Annotated in this window: 27 protein-coding genes; 9 read left to right on the top strand and 18 right to left on the bottom strand. The window is 46.4% G+C overall.

From position 1 onward, the window contains the following. The 4 genes from ASF99_RS17670 to ASF99_RS16220 all read right to left on the bottom strand — a co-directional run. Positions 1-198, bottom strand: a 198-nt coding sequence (locus tag ASF99_RS17670) for a mechanosensitive ion channel family protein (protein WP_442855978.1), incomplete at its 3' end; no start/stop codon positions are given. 475 nt (positions 199-673) lie between these two features. Then, a complete protein-coding gene (locus ASF99_RS16230; RefSeq protein ID WP_055970008.1) occupies positions 674-2530 on the bottom strand; it encodes an ABC transporter ATP-binding protein in 1857 nt (618 codons plus the stop codon). Next, positions 2527-4251 (bottom strand): ABC transporter ATP-binding protein, encoded by a 1725-nt coding sequence (locus tag ASF99_RS16225; protein ID WP_035399082.1) that lies wholly within the window; start codon positions 4249-4251, stop codon positions 2527-2529. Before ASF99_RS16225 ends, ASF99_RS16230 begins: the two co-directional genes overlap by 4 nt. Then, entirely contained in the window at positions 4244-4729 is a 486-nt protein-coding gene (locus ASF99_RS16220; RefSeq protein ID WP_023466926.1) for a MarR family winged helix-turn-helix transcriptional regulator, read from the bottom strand. The genes ASF99_RS16225 and ASF99_RS16220 overlap by 8 nt, the downstream gene beginning before the upstream one ends. A 156-nt stretch (positions 4730-4885) precedes the next feature. Here ASF99_RS16220 and ASF99_RS16215 point away from each other — a divergent pair, with 156 nt between their 5' ends. Continuing rightward, positions 4886-5227: an ASCH domain-containing protein gene (locus ASF99_RS16215; protein WP_055970007.1), complete on the top strand. Its 342-nt coding sequence runs from the start codon at positions 4886-4888 to the stop codon at positions 5225-5227. 46 nt (positions 5228-5273) lie between these two features. On the opposite strand, the gene ASF99_RS16210 is transcribed toward ASF99_RS16215, so the two are convergent. Continuing rightward, the gene (locus ASF99_RS16210) at positions 5274-6143 is read right to left on the bottom strand and encodes a cation diffusion facilitator family transporter (protein ID WP_023466924.1); all 870 of its coding nucleotides are present in this window, start codon (positions 6141-6143) and stop codon (positions 5274-5276) included. Between the two features lie 299 nt (positions 6144-6442). Here ASF99_RS16210 and ASF99_RS16205 point away from each other — a divergent pair, with 299 nt between their 5' ends. After that, positions 6443-6766, top strand: a complete 324-nt coding sequence (locus tag ASF99_RS16205) for a thioredoxin family protein (protein ID WP_023466923.1) — start codon at positions 6443-6445, stop codon at positions 6764-6766. Positions 6767-6841: 75 nt separating this feature from the next. On the opposite strand, the gene ASF99_RS16200 is transcribed toward ASF99_RS16205, so the two are convergent. The 12 genes from ASF99_RS16200 to ASF99_RS16150 all read right to left on the bottom strand — a co-directional run bounded on the left by ASF99_RS16200 (position 6842) and on the right by ASF99_RS16150 (position 18058). Beyond that, positions 6842-7021, bottom strand: coding sequence for a hypothetical protein (locus ASF99_RS16200; RefSeq protein WP_035399099.1), 180 nt, complete (start codon positions 7019-7021; stop codon positions 6842-6844). A gap of 154 nt (positions 7022-7175) precedes the next feature. Continuing rightward, positions 7176-7472: an excalibur calcium-binding domain-containing protein gene (locus ASF99_RS16195; protein ID WP_035399100.1), complete on the bottom strand. Its 297-nt coding sequence runs from the start codon at positions 7470-7472 to the stop codon at positions 7176-7178. Positions 7473-7586: 114 nt separating this feature from the next. Continuing rightward, positions 7587-8441 carry an RsiV family protein gene (locus ASF99_RS16190; protein ID WP_035399101.1) on the bottom strand — a complete coding sequence of 285 codons (855 nt, stop codon included), beginning with the start codon at positions 8439-8441 and terminating at the stop codon, positions 7587-7589. Further along, the gene (locus ASF99_RS16185) at positions 8425-8943 is read right to left on the bottom strand and encodes an RNA polymerase sigma factor (protein ID WP_055970004.1); all 519 of its coding nucleotides are present in this window, start codon (positions 8941-8943) and stop codon (positions 8425-8427) included. Before ASF99_RS16185 ends, ASF99_RS16190 begins: the two co-directional genes overlap by 17 nt. A 109-nt stretch (positions 8944-9052) precedes the next feature. After that, positions 9053-9214 carry a hypothetical protein gene (locus ASF99_RS17320; protein ID WP_156357227.1) on the bottom strand — a complete coding sequence of 54 codons (162 nt, stop codon included), beginning with the start codon at positions 9212-9214 and terminating at the stop codon, positions 9053-9055. Positions 9215-9232: 18 nt separating this feature from the next. Beyond that, on the bottom strand, positions 9233-9706 hold the full coding sequence (locus ASF99_RS17315) for a hypothetical protein (protein ID WP_145981743.1): 474 nt from the start codon (positions 9704-9706) through the stop codon (positions 9233-9235). 153 nt (positions 9707-9859) lie between these two features. Further along, complete coding sequence (locus ASF99_RS16175) at positions 9860-12217, bottom strand: carbohydrate binding domain-containing protein (RefSeq protein ID WP_055970001.1); 2358 nt, start codon at positions 12215-12217, stop codon at positions 9860-9862. A gap of 61 nt (positions 12218-12278) precedes the next feature. Continuing rightward, a complete protein-coding gene (locus ASF99_RS16170; RefSeq protein ID WP_055969998.1) occupies positions 12279-13625 on the bottom strand; it encodes a GH1 family beta-glucosidase in 1347 nt (448 codons plus the stop codon). A gap of 23 nt (positions 13626-13648) precedes the next feature. Next, positions 13649-14572: a carbohydrate ABC transporter permease gene (locus ASF99_RS16165; protein WP_081637442.1), complete on the bottom strand. Its 924-nt coding sequence runs from the start codon at positions 14570-14572 to the stop codon at positions 13649-13651. A gap of 3 nt (positions 14573-14575) precedes the next feature. After that, positions 14576-15472 (bottom strand): carbohydrate ABC transporter permease, encoded by an 897-nt coding sequence (locus ASF99_RS16160; protein ID WP_023466912.1) that lies wholly within the window; start codon positions 15470-15472, stop codon positions 14576-14578. A gap of 60 nt (positions 15473-15532) precedes the next feature. Next, positions 15533-16840, bottom strand: coding sequence for an ABC transporter substrate-binding protein (locus ASF99_RS16155; protein ID WP_023466910.1), 1308 nt, complete (start codon positions 16838-16840; stop codon positions 15533-15535). Positions 16841-17044: 204 nt separating this feature from the next. Further along, the gene (locus tag ASF99_RS16150; RefSeq protein ID WP_053452495.1) at positions 17045-18058 is read right to left on the bottom strand and encodes a LacI family DNA-binding transcriptional regulator; all 1014 of its coding nucleotides are present in this window, start codon (positions 18056-18058) and stop codon (positions 17045-17047) included. 220 nt (positions 18059-18278) lie between these two features. Between ASF99_RS16150 and ASF99_RS16145 the strand changes: the two genes are divergently transcribed. Beyond that, complete coding sequence (locus ASF99_RS16145; RefSeq protein WP_053452494.1) at positions 18279-18707, top strand: VOC family protein; 429 nt, start codon at positions 18279-18281, stop codon at positions 18705-18707. 91 nt (positions 18708-18798) lie between these two features. Beyond that, on the top strand, positions 18799-18972 hold the full coding sequence (locus ASF99_RS17165) for a nucleotidyltransferase domain-containing protein (RefSeq protein WP_082318502.1): 174 nt from the start codon (positions 18799-18801) through the stop codon (positions 18970-18972). A gap of 123 nt (positions 18973-19095) precedes the next feature. Here the strand turns inward: ASF99_RS17165 and ASF99_RS17665 are convergent, their stop codons facing one another. Further along, positions 19096-19230 (bottom strand): ribbon-helix-helix domain-containing protein, encoded by a 135-nt coding sequence (locus ASF99_RS17665; protein WP_214748433.1) that lies wholly within the window; start codon positions 19228-19230, stop codon positions 19096-19098. A 60-nt stretch (positions 19231-19290) separates the two neighbouring features. On the opposite strand from ASF99_RS17665, the gene tnpB reads away from it, so the two are divergent. The 5 genes from tnpB to ASF99_RS17310 all read left to right on the top strand — a co-directional run bounded on the left by tnpB (position 19291) and on the right by ASF99_RS17310 (position 21646). After that, a complete protein-coding gene (gene tnpB / locus ASF99_RS16140) occupies positions 19291-20463 on the top strand; it encodes an IS200/IS605 family element RNA-guided endonuclease TnpB (RefSeq protein ID WP_053452493.1) in 1173 nt (390 codons plus the stop codon). A gap of 66 nt (positions 20464-20529) precedes the next feature. Then, complete coding sequence (locus ASF99_RS16135) at positions 20530-20760, top strand: hypothetical protein (protein WP_053452492.1); 231 nt, start codon at positions 20530-20532, stop codon at positions 20758-20760. A 1-nt stretch (position 20761) separates the two neighbouring features. Further along, on the top strand, positions 20762-21169 hold the full coding sequence (hepT, locus tag ASF99_RS16130; protein WP_053452491.1) for a type VII toxin-antitoxin system HepT family RNase toxin: 408 nt from the start codon (positions 20762-20764) through the stop codon (positions 21167-21169). 90 nt (positions 21170-21259) lie between these two features. Beyond that, positions 21260-21457, top strand: a complete 198-nt coding sequence (locus ASF99_RS17395; RefSeq protein WP_162236815.1) for a hypothetical protein — start codon at positions 21260-21262, stop codon at positions 21455-21457. 33 nt (positions 21458-21490) lie between these two features. Beyond that, a complete protein-coding gene (locus ASF99_RS17310; protein ID WP_156357226.1) occupies positions 21491-21646 on the top strand; it encodes a hypothetical protein in 156 nt (51 codons plus the stop codon). Positions 21647-22378 lie beyond the last annotated feature (732 nt).

Here is a 22378-nt window from a genome sequence, read left to right as displayed (position 1 = left end):
CTCCCCTGCTACTTTTGGATAAGCTGAAAGATCCGTCTGACCTTGAAGCATCTTGTTCGAACGCACTTTGTCGTTCGCCATCAACTTCGTTCCTGCTTTGACGATGATCATGCGGAGAACGACCGCAATGACGTACGCCAAGAGAAGAATGAGAGCTGCTTTCAAGATGTTCGGGATTGCCGCGAGTAATGTACTCATCGTATCCGCAAGTGGTCCAGCAATGATGTTCAGATCAAGGATGTTGAAGACCAAGATAAGAACGAAGACCATGAGAACCCAGAAGACGACGGTCCCGATGATTTTTTCAGGTGTCCACTTTTTCTTCTTTGGTGGCGTACCCTCTTTTTGAGGTGACAACTTATTGACGACCCCAGACTTCTCTAACGCTTTTTGAACCNGCCGAGTGATCCGAGAATGCCGTTCAAGTTCAACGACGTTCCGTTCCAAATGTTATTCATCCTGCCACACTCCTTCACCTAAATAAAATTATATATTTCTGACACTTCTTTAATTTCCCCAGCTAAAGGATTTATTAAACCCTTGTCCGTACCAGAATGTGGCGTTTCTTGTTTCTCCTACAAAAAACTGGATGTTTACTATATGTGAGGATACACTGCTACAACAATCATTTCGTAAAAAAGCAGTATCGTCTAAATGACGACACTGCCTTATATCAAACGACTTCTTTTTCAGAGAACTGACTGTTGTACAGATCCGCATAAAACCCGTCTGCCTCGAGCAATTCTTCATGTGTGCCCTGTTCGATGACACTTCCTTGATTCATGACGAGAATCAAATCGGCATCCTTGATCGTCGAGAGACGATGGGCAATGACGAAGCTCGTCCGTCCCTCCATCAAGCGACGCATTGCTTGCTGGATGAAGACTTCTGTCCGTGTATCCACACTAGAGGTCGCTTCATCGAGAATCATGATCGGAGGATCGGCAAGAACGGCCCGAGCGATCGTCAACAACTGTTTTTGACCTTGCGAGATGTTCGAGGCTTCCTCGTTCAAGACCGTATCATACCCGTCCGGCAACGTCCGGATGAAGTGATCAGCGTGCGCCGTTTTGGCTGCGGCGATGATTTCCTCCTCGGTCGCCCCACTCTTACCGTAAGCAAGATTATCTCGGATCGTACCATTGAAGAGCCACGTATCTTGTAAGACCATCCCAAACGTCGTCCGTAAGTCTTCGCGTGACATCTCGCGGGTATCGATGCCGTCAATCCGGATCGTCCCCCCGTTCAACTCATAAAAGCGCATCAATAGATTGATCATCGTCGTCTTACCGGCACCCGTCGGTCCAACGATCGCGACCGTTTGTCCCGGTGCGACATCGATATTCATGTCTTCGATCAAGAGATCATTTCCGTAACCAAAATCAACGTGTTCGAACGCGACCGCCCCTTCAGCTTGCGTGAGACGATGTGTCGTCACTTCCTTGATTTCTTCTTCTTCGTCCAGTAATTCAAAGACACGTTCCGCTGCTGCGACCGTCGATTGGACGATGTTCGCGATGTTCGCCGTCTGTGTGATCGGTTGCGTGAACTGGCGTGTATAGGTGATGAACGCTTGAATATCCCCGATCGAGATCGCCCGTTGCGTGACGAGAATCCCGCCGACGATACTGATCAAGACGTAACTGATATTCCCGATGAACATCATCATTGGCATGATGATCCCGGAGATGAACTGTGCTTTACGTCCTGCTTCATACAACTCTTCGTTGACGGCATCAAACTGCTCGACCGCTTTGCGTTCATGTCCGAACGCCTTGACGACCGAGTGTCCAGTATACATCTCTTCGACGTGTCCGTTCAATTGTCCAAGTGTCCGTTGTTGATCGGCAAAGTATTTTTGGGACCGTTTCAAAATCGGACGGATCGCAAAAATCGAGACCGGTAATGAGACGAGCGAAATCAGCGTTAACAGCGGACTAATCGTCAACATCATGATCAGAATTCCGACGATTGTCACAATTGAGGTGATGAACGATGTCACACTTTGTTGTAACGTACTCCCGATCGTATCAATATCATTCGTCACGCGGCTGAGTGTCTCCCCGTTCGGACGACCATCGTAATATTTCAATGGCAGGCGTTCGAGTTTATGATTGACGTCTTCGCGTAAATCGTAGACTGTTTTTTGAGCGATACCTGACATCAAATACTGTTGCAAGTAATTGAACAGACTACTGATGATATACAGTCCAGCCAGCCAGAGCAGGATTTGTCCGATTTTCGTGAAATCGATCGCTGCTCCCGGTACACCTTGGAACTTCGCATATGCCCCTTCAAACAATTCCGTGATTGCCGTTCCCATGATTTTCGGACCGGCAATCATGAAGACCGTACTGAGGATGGCTGCGAGGAAAACACCAACGAGTGCCGTCCGACGCGGACGCAGATACCGAAGCAGACGACGGAACGTTGCTTTGAAATCCTTTGGTTTTTCTCCGAGCATCATCATATTTCCGCCACCGGGACCACCAGGCGGAGGACCGCCGGCAGGTCGTTTTTTCTCACTCATGCGATTTCCTCCTCTGATAGTTGTGATTTAACGATTTCTTGATAGACGGCATTGTCAGCAAACAATTCATCGTGCGTTCCGATTCCAGCGACTTTCCCTTCATCCAGGACGATGATTTGATCGGCATCGATGACGGTGCTGACACGTTGAGCGACGATCAAGACGGTTGCATCGCGTGTTTCTTCCCGTAACGCTTTTCGAAGTGCCGCATCAGTTTTAAAGTCGAGCGCTGAAAAACTGTCATCAAAGACATATAAATCTGGTCGACGAACGAGTGCTCGCGCAATCGACAACCGTTGTTTTTGCCCACCGGAGACGTTCGACCCACCTTGTTCGATCCGTGCTTCGTAACCGTCCGGCATCCGTTCGATGAAATCGGTCGCTTGTGCGATTTGCGCTGCATGCGCGACTTCTTCGTCTGTCGCGTCCTCTTTCCCGAAGCGAATGTTTTCCGCGATCGTCCCCGTGAACAGTAACGCCTTTTGGGGAACGAAGCCGATTTTCGACCGCAGTTCCTCTTGCGGTACATCCTGGCTATCGACACCGTTGACCCGGATGCTCCCTTCCGTCACGTCATAAAAACGAGGAATCAAATTGACGAGCGTTGATTTACCGGAACCCGTTCCGCCGATCACAGCCGTCACTTCACCTGGTCGTGCCGCAAAGCTGATGTCGGATAAGACAGGTGTCTCAGCTCCTGGGTAACGGAACGTGACACGATCAAAGACGAGCGTTCCTTTTTCACGGTCAGCGGTTTGTGTACCTTCATCTGTCATCGTCGGAGTCATCTCGAGGACTTCATTGATCCGTTTCGCCGAGACGGCTGCCCGCGGAATCATGACGAACATGACCGACGCCATGACGAGCGCGAACATGATTTGCATGACGTACTGGATGAACGCCATCAAGTCCCCGATTTGCATGCCGCCATTATCGATCCGGATGCCCCCGAACCAAATGACACCGACGACCGTCAAGTTCATGACGAGCATCATGACCGGCATCAAGAACGCCATGATTTTATTGACCTTAATCGAGACTTCTGTTAAATCCGCGTTCGCTTTCGTTAACCGAACCTGCTCATCACGTTCCCGGTTAAAAGCACGGATTACACGGATCCCGGTCAAGTTCTCCCGCAAGACGAGGTTCAGACGGTCGAGTCGTTTTTGGACTTTCCCAAACAACGGAACCCCTTTCCACAGGATCAACAGGATTGAAATCACAAGGACCGGCATCGCCGCGACGATGACAAGTGATAGTTTGGCATCTTTTGAGACAGCCATGATCAATCCACCGATGAACATGATCGGCGCACTGACGACCATCCGTAACATCATGATGACGACTTGTTGGACTTGCGTGATGTCGTTCGTCGTCCGTGTAATCAATGACGCCGTTCCGACTTGGTCGAACTCTTGCAGGGAGAACCGTTCAACATGGTTGAAGACTTGGCGACGGATATCCCGTCCGAGTCCCATCGACGCCTTCGATGAATAATAACTGGCGGCAACGGCAGCTAACGCCCCGACACCGGTTATCCCGAGCATGACGGCACCAATTTTCCAGATATACGCGGTATCGCCGGTAACGACGCCTTTATCGATGATGTCCGCCATCAGTGTCGGTAAATACAAATCGGACATCGACTGCGCAAAAACCAAGACGAGCACAGCAAGGACCGCCCATTTATAGACCGTCAACCGTTTGAGTAACTTAATCATCCGAACATCCTCCTTTCAGATCTGGACGTAAAATCTGACCGATTCCCTCAGCAATCACTGCGTGTGTTTCAAGCATTTGTTCAAATACGTCCGAGTCAATCGTCGCAAGCACTTGCTCCAGTTGACGTTGCATCCCCTTCTCTTGTTCCTTGATGTCAGTGACGAATTGCTGACCTTGATCACTAAGCTTTAAGACGACTTCCCGTCGATTGTCGGGATTCGTCTCCCGAATGACCCAGCCCGATTGGACGAGACCTTCAATCGACTGACTGAGGGTACTTTTCGGTAAGTGCGTATGTGCAGCGAGCTCTTTTTGCGAGATCGGTCCACGCGGTGCAATCGTCATCAAGCTATGAAATTGCGGTAAACTGAGTCCGTTTTCCTGTGCCGTCTGGTGTGCTGCCCGGACGAGATGACGCTGGACATTCCAAAACGACTGCATCATCGCTGTCGAACGGGTCGTTTCCGTTTGATCCATCTTGTTTCGCCTCCTTGTTCCATTTCAAATCGTTCCAAAAGGAACAATTACTTATATGAATTAAATTACGCTGATTATTTTCGATTGTCAACGAAAAGGCAATGTGAAAAATCACATAGTTTTGCTATGCTCAAGGAAGACAAGGAGTGAGCATAGATGAGACATGAAATGGGCTTATTCGAAGAACCGTTTCGTTCAATCGAACAAGGACGAAAGACCGTCGAGATTCGACTAAATGATCCAAAACGACAACAGGTACACGTCGGTGATCAGATTCGGTTCACCCATACGGAAACGAACGAGAAATTACTTGTCCGTGTAACAAAACGACAAGTCTTTCCTGATTTCCGAGCGCTTTATGAACAGATCGCAAACGAAGCTATCGACTGTGTCGGTTGGTCGCTCGACGAACTCGTGACGTCGACTTACTCGATCTATTCACCGGAAGCCGAGCAACAGTACGGGGCACTGGCTCTGACGATCGCATTAGAACCATAAAAAAACGTCTTTTCTACGCTTACAGTAGAAAAGACGTTTTTTCGATTCATTCCGGTTCGACGTGAACATGGATATCGTAGACACCATATTCTTCCGTCAGCGTATCCTCGACACGTGTCGCAATATCGTGCGCCTGATGGATATTCAAGGTGGAGTTGACAAGGATGACGACATCGACGACTTCATTGTTGCCGTAGTTACGTCCTTTGATTGACTTGATCCCTTTGACACCTTCGAGATCGAAGATGACATCTTCATACATCTTCAGCTTCTTCTCATCGAAGCCATCCGTCAGTTCGTGTGACGCTTCCGTAAAGATGTCCCACGCTGTCTTACAGATCAAGAAGCCGACGATGATCGCGGTCACGACATCAAGCCATGGCATGCCGAACTGTGATCCGACGATTCCGATCGTCGTTCCGACACTGACCCACGCATCGGATAGATTATCTTTCGCTGCTGCCATGACGGCTTTGCTTTCAATCTCCTCGGATAACTTCTTATTGTAGCGGTAGACGAAGTACATCACGAGAGCTGAACCGATTCCGACGTATGCTGCGAGAATATCCGGTGACTCCTGTTTGCCTTCAAACAACGTCGAGATCGTATCGATCAAGACTTGAAGACCGACTGCCATCATGATGAAGGAAGCTACGAGCGAGGCAATCGTTTCACTTTTCCAGTGTCCGTATTTGTGATCGTCATCTGCCGGACGTTGTGAAATCCGTAAGCCGATCAAGACAGCGATCGACGCGATGATATCGGTCGCGTTGTTCAAACCATCCGCCCGGAGTGCGGCAGAATCTGCTGTATACCCAATGATTAATTTTAAAGATGATAACAAGATATAGGCTGCGATACTGATCATTGCACCGCGTTCGCCACGTTTTAGGTTATCGTATTTTTGTTGTTCCATTCTCGTCGCCCCCACTTTCTCTGCGATTAGCAAACCTCATCGTACCAGTCGGAAATCGAGTGGGTCTAGAGAAATCATTTTGTTTCGAACTAGGTAATTAACAAATATACAACAATGTTTCCCTATACCAAACCAAATTCGATTGAGTCATGTGGCTCTTTTCAAGAAAATCAGTAGCATTATCTTAAAGAGCAACCAACTTTTTTGACTTGTCAGACTCTTTGACGAACATAATTCGTGCAAGTTCTGAAGGGAATCGGTAGACTAAAGGTACAACACCAAGAGGAGGAGTTCTCACAATGGCAGAATTCATTAAGAGTGAAGAAACATTCAAGGAATTGATTTCAAGTGACGCACCGGTCATCATCAAGTTCGAAGCAGACTGGTGCCCGGACTGCAAACGGATGGATTACTTCATGCCGGACGTCGAGTCACAATTCGACCACTTACCGATCCACACGATCGACAAGGATGAGTTCCCTGAAATCGCATCGAACCACGATGTCATGGGAATCCCAAGCTTGCTCGTCTTCAAAAACAATGAAAAACTGGCGCACTTGCACAGTGCAAATGCTAAAACACCAGAAGAAGTGACAGCCTTCTTAAAGCAAAACTTCAACTAAGCAAAAATAACCTGACGCCGCAGCGTCAGGTTATTTTTATGTATCGATCTGATTTGGGTGCTACTTCAATCCATCTCAGCTTTTCTTAAAAAAGATACGGGTGAATAGATTCGTAATCGTTCCCGCTATCGCTGCTTCGATCATAGCGACGACTACAATCGCTAAAACATCCTGCATGCCTAGTGTTCCTAAGAAATTAATAAGGTTCAGAATAAAAAATAAAATAAAGAAAATGAGATAATCTCGCTTTCGCATCGTAGTCCTCCTACTCAATACATATTTGTCGTCTTTTGTCGCTACAACACTACCATACATAATGATTTCTAAGGATTACATAATTGAAAGGAACAACGAGCCTCTACAAAAAAAGTAGTCTTTCTCCCGCTCGAGAAAGACTACTTTTGCTTATTTAACGTTCACACGCGATACCGTCTTTATCCCGGTCGCTCTTCGTGTTTACGTTATACGTCGCAAGGCTCACGTACGCCTTGTACTTTGTTGCTTTGTAGATCGGTTTTCCATTCTTGTCATACCCTGTCCGATTTTTTAGCCCCGCTTTTTTCGCAACGCCGCCTTTGTACGTCTTTTGCATTTCCGTACAGTTTTTAAAGGCTTTTGCTTTCGTTGCCGCTTCACTAGCTGCTGGAACATGGATCAAGGCGAGACTGACGACACCCGCGAGTACAAGCCGACTCCATTTTTTCATAGGGATTCCTCCTTTTTTTCAAAAAACAACGATTCGTCTTTTGATTATAAGAGGTTATTTTTAAAAAATGGCTATTTTTTTATAATTTATATCAATGGTTACATTTTTTGAAATTCAGCGAATATAATGCGGACTAACGAGTTCACCTTTTAAAATTGACGTCGGAATCTTAAATTCGACGATGCCCATATATCCTGGAGCGATACTGTACTCGTCAAACGACAGGACTAATTTGTGATCTGCCGTAATATAAAAGTTTTGTTTTGCGGAAATCTGCTTGAACTGCTCGTCCTCCGGTACATCCGGTGTTCCTTCGACGAAGTAGACTTTCCCTTCATCCGTCTTCATTTGCCGACGCATCTCTTCTTTTAGGTAATCACTGATCGTCGTGATATATCCGTCATCCTTGAACAAAGATGGTAATGTCAGGATGAGCTGTTGTTTCTTATCGATCGTATCGTACTGGACGCTTTCTGATGCACTCGCCCGTGTTTCAGTGACGGTTCGACCGATCGACAACAAGTCTTCCGTATCCGTCTTGACGTCATAGCGGCTATCGACGGCAAATGCCCCTTCCTGTCCGTGCGTCTCCTGCTCAAACTTTTCGTAGAGCGCTTGTCCTTCCGCAATATACTTTTCGTTCAATTGTTGCTCGAGTGCCTTGTCCGGTAACGTCACTTGAGGAGCTTTAATATCAGCCGACTGCTGTGTTTTCGTCTCTTTCCAGTCAATCGTCACGATCTCAGTCAGTTGACCAAAAACTGGCACCTTCGCCATCGCGTCCGCAAACGACGCATTACTATTTAATCCACCAACGAATAACGTGATCGCGGCGGCTGTGATCCACACGGAGCGTTTTGTTCGCGAGGGACGCATCCGGCGCTCGACTTGTGCAATCATCTCATCGAGTTCTTTTGGAACCGGTGGTTGTTGGTAAGCTTGTTTCAGATCGTCAAGTTTGTTCGACATCTAACTCATCTCCATTCAATTTCATTTTTAATAAGGTCAATCCTTTATACAGCCGGGACTTGGTCGTGCTTAAATTCAGCTCCAAAATCGTTGCGACGTCTTTTAAGATCAAGTCCTCGAAATAGTATAAGATGACGACTTCCCGGTACATAGCTGGGAGCTCCTCAAGCGCCTGTCGCAAATCGGAATCCGGGTATGTATCTTCTTTTGTCGCGACGAGTTCGATCAGTCGATCCGTATCGTAACTGATACTATGCTGACGCTTCCGGATCGCATCAATCGCTGTTCGTGTCAAAATCTGATAGAACCAGGCTTTCATCCGTTCCTCATCTTCGAGTCGATCGAGTGATTGCAACGCTTTTTGGATGCTGTCCTGAATCACATCCAGACTATCCTGTTCATTTTTCATATAACTGTAGGTCAACCAGTAGAGATTCGGTTTGTATTGCTTTAAAAAACGGACGAATGCTTTTTCCCGTTTTCTCATTTGACGAGAGGTCATAGGCCGCGGCTCCTTTTTTCGATATCGTTCTGTGTATACATCATTAAGACGGGCGAGTCGAGAAAAAAGTTGACGACACAACAAAAAAAGGTGACACAAGGTCACCTTTTCATGGAGCAGACTTCATTAAGATAAGGATAATCAACAGAAACGGAACGATGAAAAGTAATGGAATACCGACAATCGTGATACATCCAATATCAACCTTTCGCTGTTTTCGGCGTTCACGTTTCCCCGTCCGTTCTTCACGTTCATTTACGGGACTCAACATACAACTCACCTTTTCTACTTAATAATGCAAATGTCGTGATGTATCACTCCACATTTTCACCTGAAGTAAAATGAGCGCGATACCGTATAAGACACTCATGTATAACGAAAATTCACCAAACTGGACATTCGTCCAAGCATTTAATCCAAACAATGGAATGACAAAAATAAAATACAGTAAAAACTCAAGACTCGCTAATAGATCAAACCAAAGTGTCTCTGAAAACATTCCTTCGAGCAACCAGACACTATAAATATACAGTGTCGAAATCAGACCGAACCAAAGATACCTCGCGATTAATCGATACATCTTCTCTTCCTTTATGTAAAACAGCGAGCCGACTAAATAGCCGAACCAGATGACTGAAGCAATGCTTTGCCATCCATTTATCGTTCCGTCGGGATGAAGTATAGCGGACCAACCATTGATGCCAATCATACTCATTAAAATTAACAGAAAGAGCAGTCGATATGGTATGTTCCTTTGACGCATGATATGTTTCCTCCCCAAAGCATAAGTACCTATCTTTTCTTTTACTTAATATTCCATATGATAGGTTTTGTTCCTCTTCCATTTCAATAAATTATTCGTCTCTGTCGTTTAAACCACAACAAGGCAATGGACGTGTCCATTGCCTTGCCTTAGTCATTCCTTCACTTTGAGATTCACATCATCAATCGTTACGTCATGGACAGCGAACGGCGAACCTTCTGCGCGTCCCATCAAGAACTTCAACGCACCTGTATCAGCTTGTCCCATCGTAAACGTATAGCTATACGTTTTCGGTGTTGCCGTGATTGGCTCGACTTGACTGAAGTAACGCGTGTACGAAGCATTTTCGATCGTTACTTCGATCGGACGCGGCACGGTCGACGATGCCGTGAAACTCAATTCATATGTTTTACCTTTCGCGAGTGACAAGTTTCCTTGCTCGAGCAAGACACTCCATGGTTCTTGTCCTTCCGCTCCGATCTTTATGCGTGCTGCTTCATTGACAGCTTCGATAGCGGCTTGCGCATCATAGTGGATGTATGACGACCATGACGTCAATCCGTTTGCGAACGAACCGTTTTTCAGTGGTGATGGATCGACCGGAACCGGTGTCACATCGATCAATTCCACATCATCAAGCGAGATTTTTCCAGCTTGTCCACTGAAGTCAAACACAAGCTGATTGTCTTCTGCCGTTTGTGTAGCCGTGAACGGAATGTCGACAGTCGTTGCTTGTTTCGTCAACGGTACAGTCGTCTGCTTCAATTGCTCTTGTGCCCCAGTGATTTTCACCTGAAGTGATTTCGCTTTTTTCGCACCTGCTGTGAATCGAAGCTGATACACATGCCCAGCTTCTAGTTGAAGTCCCTTTTGCGTTAAACGTGCCGTCGTTTTTTGTCCATGTCCTTCATAACGGAAATCACGTGACTCAGGATTAACAGCCCCTGTCGTCCGCTTGTTACCGTTGAAATGCCAGTACGTCAAACGGTCCATCGCCCCTTGATCGAACGTCCCGTTGTAGACGAGATTCCCGTCCGGTAGTGCCGGTTTTGTTGCATCTTCATCGATGACGCCGCTCGGAATCTGTTCGACACGGACGTTCCCGATCTGAACACCCGCTTTTTCAAGTCCGAGGTTGAACTCAAGACGTGCTGCGAGATCCGTCTCTGCCGCCATATCGAATGTGAACGTATGCCGTTTGACGCTCGGTGTCAGAGCAATCGACTGTTCATTCGAATATTTCGTGTACCCACGCTCTGCTCCACCGCCGACTTTGACCATCATCTTCCGGTCTGCTGTGCTGCTCGCGTCAAAGCTGACTTGGTAACGTCCACCTTGCGCGAGGGATACGTTTTGAATCAACTGATGGGAGTACGTCTGTGAACCAGGCTGATCAATCGTGACGTCTGCCATCCGTTGCCCTTCTTTTTCAATGATCGCAAGGCTTCCTTTGCCACCGAAGTCTGGGAGCGTGACGTAGTTCCAGTACAGCGGATCAAACGACTGATTACCAGTGATCATCGTGACCGGTTGTTCAAATGCCGTGTCGTAGACGAGATTGCCGTCGATCGGTTGCTTGGCTCCATCCGGTAATGTCACGTTTTCGTAGGTCGGTTCGACCGGTTCGCGGTACGATCGATTTTTCAAATCATAGACGCGAACATAATCAACTTCCATCTCGGCTGGGAACTTCGTTGTCGCATCGACTTCACCATCGAACCAACCGCCGACCGCGAGGTTCATGACGAGATAGAAGTTTTGGTCGAACGGTGCCGGATAACTATAGTTCGTTGCCGCGTTCAAGCCTTTACTGTACCAATCGTTTTGTGTTTGATAGAGGTTGCCGTCAACATACCAACGGAGTTCGCCCGGCTCCCACTCGACCGCGTACGTATGCCATTGGTCGATGCGTTGTCCGTCTGGGAAGTGATAGTCTTTCCCCGTATATTTATTGTTTGGCCAGTTTTCTCCGTAGTGAATCGTTCCGGCGACCTTGTCCGGCTGACTGCCCCAAGCTTCCATGACGTCAATCTCACCGGACGCTGCCCAGGCCCCGTATTTATCTTGCTCCGGTAACATCCAGAACGCAGGCCAAAGCCCTTTTCCAGTCGGCAGCTTCGCTTTGATCTCATAACGACCGTACGTCTTACTAAACAACCCTTTCGTCTTCAGCTTCGCCGACGTGTAATCGTATGTACCGAGATCATCCGTCGTCTTTTCCTGTTTCGCCTTGATGACGAGTTTCCCGTTGCGAATAAACGAGTTATCTTGCTTCGTCGTATAGTATTGTTTTTCATTGTTGCCCCAACCGGGTGAGACCGGTTGTCCGTTCGCATCCTTGATCCAGTTCCCCGTATCATAGGTCCATTTCGTCCGGTCGAGTTGTTTCGCCTGAAACTCATCCGACCAGACAAGCTTCCACTTCGTCTCTTTTTTGTCTGCCTTTGCGTCGACCGCTTGACCGCTCAGCAATAAACCGGTCCCGACCGCCAGTGCTACCCATGTCTTCATGTCTGTTTCCTCCTCTTAGTCAAAAAGAGGCAAGGACGAATGTTCGACCTTGCCTCCTTTGTCACGCTTCTTGCGGAATCGTTGCCTTATGTTGCTCGATGACGCCCGCATACCAGTGGGCGCTGTCTTTCCAAATCCGTTCCTGTGTCTCGAAATCGACGTAGAGAATCCCGAAACGCTTATCATAGCCGAAGCTCCACTCGAAGTTGTCGAGCAGTGACCAAAGATAATAGCCTTGGATATTCATCCCTTCTTCGTTTAAGTCAGACACAGCTTGGAGATGCTGTGCGACGTAATCAATCCGGTTCTGGTCAGCGACGCGACCATCGACTAATTCATCGTCGAATGCCGCACCGTTTTCCGTGATGTAGATTGGTAAGTCCGTATACTCGGCACGCAAACGACGAATCAAGTCCTTGAATTCGCTCGGTGCGATATCCCAGCCCATGCCTGTTTTGTCATAATCCGAGTACGCATCCTTCTGCAGGAAATCGTTCGCAGCACTGAACTCGACGAGGTTGCGGCTGTAGAAGTTAATCCCAAAGAAGTCACACGGGACAGAGATCGTCTCCATGTCGCCTTCCTCGATGAACGCGTACGAATGGACGTATTTCGAGAACAGGTTCATCATGTCGACTGGATACTGACCTTTGAAGACTGGATCGAGGAACCACCGATTCGCATATCCGTCTGCATTGTTCATGGCCAGCTGATCGTTGATGGAATCCGTCTTCGCATACTTCGGTGCCAAGTTCAACGTGATACCGATCGGTGTGACCGATTTGAATTCACCCTTCAACAGTTCGACTGCTTTTCCGTGTGATAACAACAAGTGGTGCACGGCACGAACGGCTTCGTTCATATCCGTATGACCCGGTGCATGTTGTCCGAGATGGTAGCTAAGGAACCCGGCACACCATGGTTCATTATGTGTGATCCACGAGTCGACGATCCCGTCGAGCTCCGCAAAACAAGCACGAGCGAAGTCAAGGAACCAGTCGACCGATGCTCGGTTGACCCAGCCGCCTTCTTCATGTGCCCACAGTGGTAAGTCCCAGTGGTACAGCGTCACGGCTGGCTTGATGCCTTCAGCCCGCAGACGTGTCGCGAGTTTCTTATAGAACGCCATGCCTTCCGGATTGTAGACCCCTTTTTGCGGGAAGATGCGTGGCCAGGCAATCGAGAAGCGGTACGTGTCGACGCCAAGACGTTTGATGTGCTGGATGTCCTCTTCATAACGGTGATAATGGTCACAAGCGACATCACCGTTATGTTTTTCGAAGACTTTTCCGTCCTCATCACAGAAGGCATCCCAGATCGAAGGCGTACGTCCGCCTTCGTTGTGGGCTCCTTCGATTTGATACGACGACGTCGCCGTTCCGAATACGAAGTTCGGTGCAAATTTCATATGTGTAATCTCCTTTAAGCTACTTATTCTTTAACGGCACCTGCCGAGATACTGCTGACGATATATTTCGAGAGGAACAAGAAGGCGATCATGATCGGTACGACGGAAATCGCGATCCCGAGATAGAGCGAGCCTAAGTTCTCTGCGACTTGTGACCCTTTCAAGAAGCCCATCAAGACCGGTAACGTATACTTCTCTGGGGAGAAGAGTAAGACGAGCGGCATGATGTAGTTGTTCCATGAACCGATGAACGTAAAGATCGACATCGTCGCGATCGCCGGCATCATCATCGGCAAAGCGATCGTATGGAAGATCCGGAACTCACTCGCTCCGTCCATCCGTGCTGCCTCGATCAGACTCGGATGCAAGACCGTCTGGACATACTGTCGGACGAAGAAGACCGTGAACGGACTTGCAATCGCCGGAACGATCAAGGGGATATAACTATCGAGCAACCCGAGATTTTTACTTAATTCGTAGAAACCGATCAATCCGAGCTGACCCGGAACCATCATCATGACGAGCATGAAGACGAACATCGCATTCTTCCCTTTGAACTGATAAAAAGCGAATCCGAATGCTGTCAACGCCGAGAAATACCCTGATAGGACGGTAACGAGAACGGCAATGATCAAGCTGTTCTTGAACCCAGACCAGATGTTGACGTATGAACTGAGGGCGGCGTAGTTCTCAGCAAGTGAGTTCCCGGGAATCAACGAGAACCCGGACAAGACTTCTTCGTTCGAGCGCGTTGCGTTGATGATCATCATCAAAAACGGGATGATACAGGCGATCGTTAAGACGACGAGACCAATATAGATGACACTTTTGCCGAACCAGGCTTTCTTTTGTTTCGGTGGTGGCGTCAACTTGAGCGGGCGTTCGGAACGCTCCGGTTGTTCCTCCGTTTGTGGCACGATCCGACGTGCTTCTGCATTTCGTTCCATCGGTCAGGCTCCTTTCGGCGAACGTTCTTTTCGGAACATCCCTTTGAAGACGATGATTGAAAAGACGAGCGTGATGGCAAACAGTCCGTATGCGACAGCAGCGGCGTAGCCATAGTTGTTGTATTTGAAAGCTTGGTTATAGAGATAGAGCACCATCGTGTTCAAGGCACCATCTGGCGCACCGACACCATCCGTAATCAACATCGGGAGGTCGAACAATTGCAGACCACCGATCAACGACGTGATCATGATGTAGAGCAAAATCGGTTTTAAGAGTGGCAACGTGATGCGTGAGAAAATCTGCCAACGTGTTGCCCCGTCAATCAAGGCTGCTTCGAAGTAGTCCTTCGAGATCCCGGATACGCCCGCCATGACGACGATGAACGAGTGACCGAGCCACATCCATGTCAGGATAAGCGAGACGGAAATTTGTGCGGTCACCGGTTGCGTCAACCAGTTGATCGGCTCCGAGATGATTCCGATTTTCATCAACATCATGTTCAGTGAACCATGCTGCCAGTCGAGCAAGATGCCGAACAATAAGGCGACCGAGCTGATCGTGATCAAGTTCGGTAAGTAGAACGTCGCCCGGAAGAAGGCAAGCCCTTTTAATTTCAACTGGAGATCCGAGAACAACAAAGCGAGCAATAAAGCGCCACCGATCTGAAGGATGAAGTTCAGACCCCAAATCTTCAGAGTGTTAAAGAACGCTTCGATGAAGTACGTATCCCCGAGTAACCGCGTATAGTTCGCGAGTCCGACGAGTTGTTCGCCTTCAGCGCCCGTGTAGTTCGTGAAACTGTAATAGAAAGTCAAAGCAACCGGATAGATGCTGAAGATCAAGAAGACGATCCAAAATGGTGCGATGAACAGATACCCATGGCGATCGAGTTTTTTCACAGGTCAAACCCCTTTCTTAAACAAGAAGAGGTGAGGCGAGGATCGCCCCACCTACTCTCCTTATTCCGGTACTTTTACGTCCGGATACGCGTTTTTGACTTTTTTGTAGAACTCAGCAAGTGCTTCGTCTTTTGATTTTTTACCTTGGACGTATTCCATGACCGATGCACCATACAATGTATCGAGCTGCTGGTCATACTTCGTGACGATTCCTGGTGTGATCTTGTCTGCTTGATCAAGGAAGAACTCATAGTTGTTCTGTCCGCCGAGAAACTCATCTTTGAAGTCGGTCTTGATTTTTTCAGTAACTGGTTTGTACGCTAACACGTCACCTGTTTCTTTTGCCCAATCTGTTAAGAACGCTTCGTCTTGCGTCATCATCTTGACGAAATCATACGCAAGCTTTTGTTTCTTCGAATCTTTGTAGACACCTAACCACGTACCACCCCAGAAGTATGGGCTCGGTCCGCTTGTGACCGCCCAGTCACCCGCTGATTTTTTCGCGTTTTCTTTGAGGACACTGTGAAGACCCCATGTCGGGAGAACGTAAGAGAAGACTTCTGTTTCAGTCTCTTTACCGTTTTCTTTGACTTTGACCGGTTTATCCATGCCTGCGAACCATGATGGTGACCATTCTGGTGCAAGTGCTGTGTATTGTTTCGTCCGAAGTTCTTTTGCGTAATCCATGTAATCCTTCTTGTCTTGTGTCAAGACGAGCTCTTGCTTATCGTTGACCCAAGGTTGTGGGTCGTTCCCTTGTGCGAACCAACGGATTGATCCTTCATCCGGGAACATCTTGTAGCCTTTGCTCTTCATTTTTTCAGCGACTTCGAAGACGCCGTCCATCGAGTCCATCATGCCGCCGATTTCTTTTGGATCGTCTGTACCGAGAACTTTTTTCGCGATGCTTCGTTTGTAGTAGACGCCACCTGGTGTCGTTTGCCATGACAGCGCACGCACGTTGCCGTCCTTATCTTTCCCCATGTCATAGACGTACGGAATATAGTCATCTTTGACTTCGCCTGCGTTGAATGGTTTTTCAGAGAGGTTCGCCCAGTAGCCGGCATCAACCCACTGTTTCAAGAACGCGATCTCACCTGTGAAGATATCCGGTGCGCCGACGCCACTTTCAAGAGCTGGTTTCAACTTCGTCGGGTAGTCGGCGATTGGCACGATCGTCAATTCGACTTTGACTCCGTTTTTCTCTTCGAACTTTTTGATAGGCTCTTTTAACTCATCCGTGAACGACCAGATTTTCAAGACTTCTTTCCCGCCGCTCGTCTTTTCTTCGCTGCTACCTGAACATCCAGCAAGAACGCTTGCTGTTAACGCACCGACTGTTAACACGCTAACTAATTGTTTCTTCATCTCATCTCATCCTTTTGTTAAGTATTCCGCTTGTACGTAAGCGGTTTCAATTAATTATTCAAAAATACCGAAAGCGCTTTCGAAAAGGCTTTAAAGAAAATTCCCGAAAGCCCTTTCGGAAAAAGTGATAAAAAATGATTTCGAAATCGCTCTCGCTTTTCCTCACTGACAACGAGCGAGAGCGATTCCGAAACAACCATTGTGTTATTCAGGTACTGGACCTGTCGATTGACGAACCATCAAGTTAACCGGAATGACATCGCGTGTCGTAACCCGTTTTTTGTTGACGATCTGTTCAATCAAGACTGATGCTGCATGTTGACCAATCGTTTCCGTATCTTGTCGGACCGTCGTCAACTTCGGTGTAATGTATTTCGCGACATAGATATCATCGTACCCAACGACTGAGATGTCTTCTGGAATCCGTAACCCGGCTTCATGAATCGCTTCAATCGCACCGATTGCCATTTCATCCCCGGCAACGAAGACCGCTGTCGGTCGTTCAGGTAATGCTAGCAATTCGTTCATTGCCCGCTTGCCTTCTTCCCCGGAAAAGAATCCACCGTTGACGAGATATCCGTCCGGAATCGGCAAATCAAGTTGTTTCATCGCTTGCTGATAGCCTTCAATCCGCGCTCTTCCCGCATCTGTCGACGTATCCCCCGCAATGTGGGCGATCAACCGATGACCGAGTTCGTGCAAATGATTGATGGCGAGTGTGCCACCAGTGATGTTATCCGAGTAGACGACACTACAATCGGCACTGTCCATGTCGACGACGACGATCGGAATCGTACTTTGAATCAACTCCTGGACGTGCTGGTCCATCTGATCGGAGCAGATGACGACGATGCCGTCGACTGCCCGGTGTCGGAAATGCTCGAGGTAACTCATATCACGATTGCGTAAGTTTCGCGATGCGAAGATGAGGTCATACCCTTGTTGTTCTGTTGCTTTTCGGAAACTCTCAATGATCGCGTTGAAGAACGGATGCATCATTCCGACGCCATGTGCTTCCGAGAACATCACACCGATCGTCCACGAACGTTTCGTCGAGAGCGACTGGGCGTGCGCGTTCGGTAAGTATCCCATCTCGGCTGCTGCTTGGACGATTTTTGCTTTCGTCTTTTCGCTAACATCCGAATAATTATTTAAGGCTTTTGAGACCGTTGTAATTGAAAAACCGGTCATCTTCGCTAAATCATAAATTGTTCCCATGCTACTCACTCCATTTCACCGAAAGCGCTTTCGATAAATTTAGTATACGAAGTCTCTCTGGAAGTTGCAACCTATTTTTTTATGAAAAATCAGATAAATTGAAAACGTTATCATTTATACTGGATTCAATACAAAAAGAAATCGATTTTTCTTTTAATACGAACAAATGTTTGGTATACTTAAAAAACACACTTCGCCTTTTTTAGAGAGGAGCTTTCCCATGCCCATTAATCCGTATCTCGTCTTCAACGGCAACACGCGTGAGGCAATCACGTTCTATGCACAGGTTTTCGGTCAAGAACTACCGGACATCATGGAGTTCGGACCAGGTCCCGGTCCTGACGGTCAGCCCTACCCAGAAGAGATGCAGTCACTTGTTCTACATGCTGAACTGATCGTTCATGGTACCCGCTTAATGTTCTCAGACGCAATGCCACATGATCCGGTCACTATTGGTCAGAATGTTACCTTGGCGCTCCACTTATCTGACGTCGATGTGTTACAGAAGACATTTGATCAACTCGCAAAAGACGGTAACGTCATCATGCCGATCCAAAAGACATTCTGGAGTGAAGCCTACGGAATCGTCGAAGATACGTTTGGTATCCAGTGGCAGGTCAATCATGTAGAGAGTGAAGTGTCGGTGTGACCTTTAAACTCCTCGAGTTCTCGAGGAGTTTATTTTTAATATATCTTAGCCATAGTACACTTTGAAAAAAGGGTTGGAAGGAGCGAATCACATGATATCGATGACGTCGCGACAACAACTCGTTCAAACGATTAACGTACGCGTGCATGATCATTTCATTATCTTATTCGGCTCCGGAGCTACGGGAAACATGACAGATGATAGTGATTTGGATATCGCTTATTTAAGTGACCACACCCTCTCTGCCTACGATCGATTTTTATAAAAGCGGGCGCAAAACCCCTATGCCTTTAGGCTAAGGGATGTATGCCTAACTTCCTTGTGTTTGGATGTATTTTTGAATCATTTGTTTGCTGACATTTCCGATGCTACAGGAGACATCACTCCATTACTTTTCTAAACCTTTGCGAATCAGTTCATACACCGCACCGGCAAAAGAAGAAATATAATTCTCTTTTTGATATTTCTCTATTTTTTCCACTAAATCTTTTGGAAATTTAATCAATTTTGATACGCGCTCCATTTGACATCACCTCTTATTAAGTATATACTCAATATATACTAAAAGGGGGTGAAAATCAAGATGAAAGAACACAAGGCTTACAAATTCAGAATCTACCCCACGAAAGAGCAGAAAATCTTGATTGCGAAGACGATCGGTTGTTCACGATTCGTCTTCAACCACTTCTTAGCGAGGTGGGATGAGACCTACAAAGCGACTGGAAAAGGACTCTCTTACGGTTCTTGTTCCAAAGAAATTCCTATCCTGAAGCAGGAGTTTGACTGGCTGAAAGAAGTCGATAGTACTTCCGTGCAAGCTAGCGTCAAACATCTTACCGATGCCTATGACCGTTTCTTCAAGAAACAGAATGAACGTCCTCGTTTTAAATCAAAGCGAAACCCCGTGCAATCGTACAAGACGAACATCCAAGGCAAGTCTCAACTGCCTGAAGTCTCCATCATCGGGAACAAGCTCAAACTTCCGAAGCTGAAATGGGTTCGTTTCGCCTATTCGAAACAGATCGCAGGACGTATTTTGAACGCTACGATTCGACGTAACGCTTCAGGGAAATATTTCGTCTCCCTGCTCGTCGAGCAGGAGATCCACGAATTGCCGAAGACCGGCTCATCTGTTGGCGTCGACGTCGGACTCAAGAACTTTGCCATCCTGTCGGACGGCACGGTATACAAGAACGACCGTTACTTCCGTTCGCTTGAGAAGAAACTGGCGCGCGAGCAGAGAAAGCTCTCTCGACGTCAGCGCATCGCCTTGGCTAGGAAAGTCAAGTTGTCCGAGGCGAGGAACTACCAGAAGCAGAAGCGGAAGGTCGCCCGCATCCACGAAAAGATTTCAAACAAACGTACCGACTTCCTGCACAAGGTATCGACCGAGATCGTCAAAAACCACGACGTCATCGGGATCGAGACCTTGCAGGTAAAGAACATGCAGAAGAACCGCAAGTTGAGCAAGTCCATCTCCGAGGTTAGCTGGTCGGAGTTCTTCCGCATGCTCGAGTATAAGGCCGACTGGTACGGCAAGACCGTCGTGAAGGTCGGAAAGACCTTTGCCTCGAGCCAGCTCTGTTCGAGTTGCGGCCATCAACACAAAGACGTGAAACATCTTGCCCTACGTGAATGGACATGTCCGAGTTGCGGAGTCCATCATGATCGCGATATGAACGCAGGACTGAACCTCAAGCAAGAAGCAGAACGTATCTTAGCTTCTTCAACCGTCGGGACGACGGGGTTAGCCTGATCATTTTTCGACCGTTAGGTCGGATAACTCAGGAATCCACTACGGCTTTAGCCTAATGGTAGTTCAATGGCGGGTCAATTAGCACGACTCGCTGGTCGTGAAGTTGATCTCGTCGATATAAAACAGATTGCCCCGATTTTGACGATGCAGATCCTCACAGAAGGTTTAGTCATCGACTGCCAAAATCCGAACGAGCTGATACGACAACAAATGCGTGCTTATAGCATGTATGCTGCCTTTTCTGAGGAGAGGGCTCCAATCGTACAGTCAATCAAAGATCAGAGGAGTGCTTTTTAATATGAACGATGTGTTGTTAAATAAGATAGCGACCATTGAACGTTGTTTATTAAGAATACAGGATGTCTATCAGAACAAACCTAGTCATTTAAAGGATGACACCAAACAAGATAGTATCATTTTGAACATCCAGCGCGCATGTGAGGCAAGTATCGCCATCGCCATGCATCTAGTTCGAACACGGAAGCTTGGTCTACCTAAATCGAGTCGTGATGGATTTCAGTTGCTCGAGGAAGGTCAGCTCATCGATGCTTCACTGGCTACTAGTCTCATGAATATGGTCGGATTTCGTAACATTGCAGTACATGACTATCAATCACTAAATCTGGACATTCTTCAAGCGATATTAGATTGTCATCTTAATGATTTTTTGACATTCACTCGAACTGTCATTGAACTAGAGGATTGATTCGCTACGAAGCTTTTTTATAAGTAAAGGCGATTCCGTAAATTGGAATCGCCTTTTGTTTAGCTATCACTTAAAGAGTGAAATGCATAATTGGCTGCATTAACGGCTCCAACTAATATTGTCTTATGTATATTGAAAATTCTCCATTTCCTCACACCTCTTCATTGTAATGTAGCTAAACAAAATAGAAATAATCTTTCAAACGTTTCTACAGGTTCAAAGCAATTTACAGGAACAGTTGATGATATAAAATATGTCATAGGCGTTGAAAAAGGACATATAGATTAACTTAATTCATGAATGGAAGAAGGAGTGTGCTTTATGGATATCCAAACCTTTATCTTTTTAGAAAATGAACAGGAACATGTGAACATCACAGAACAAGATCGCATTCAAGTATACATTCAGCAAAAAGAGGATTGGTTAGAAGACGGCTCTTTAAATCTAGACGGTACGATTTCGTTTACCCAGAATTAAATCATGCAAGGAGCCAATCACTCAGACGAACCTGCACCATTGTGGCAGTACTATGCAGATGCTTTGAAAAACTGTCTAGAGGATGACTCCGCTACATTTTATTATCTGAATACACCTATCGAAGTGTGCTTAAAAAAGGTAGGTAAATATCGATTATCATTAATTATTGATCAAGAAGAAGCTATCTATAATACATTAGATTTCATTCAAGCTTTTAAACAATCAGCTCTATCTTTTCTTCAGCTAATTGAATTTACTTCTAAAATGAATTACTAGGAATAAATTAAAAATTCAAAAATTTTACATTTAAATGCATTAAATTCATTTAATTTATTGTATTTATCCTTTTCTTCCAAACCTGATATTTGCAGATTTCATAGTTTTTATATTCATTACAAACCCTTATAATCCAACAATTTTTTAGACATTAATGATAGGTTGGTTTTAGAAAGACAGGAAACCTGATAAGTTAACCTGATAAAAATTAATGAAATTTTATCAGCCCCCATTAAAAAAAATGATTTAATATATATTTTCAAAATGGTTGAAGCAAAATATTTACCTAAAAAATTTTATTTCCTCATTTTTATTACGAAATTAATTTAAATAAAATTACCTGAAATAAAAATCTCAGCTTCATTATTTTATATTTCCTTACTTAATAGACCATTTTAATTTTTTATTATAATTCCTTCTGTATTTCTTATAAATCATTCTATCGGTTTATAATTC

It is taken from the genome of Exiguobacterium sp. Leaf187 (assembly GCF_001423925.1).
Lineage (GTDB): Bacteria > Bacillota > Bacilli > Exiguobacteriales > Exiguobacteriaceae > Exiguobacterium_A > Exiguobacterium_A indicum.
This window is presented reverse-complemented; position numbering and strand designations above follow the sequence as displayed.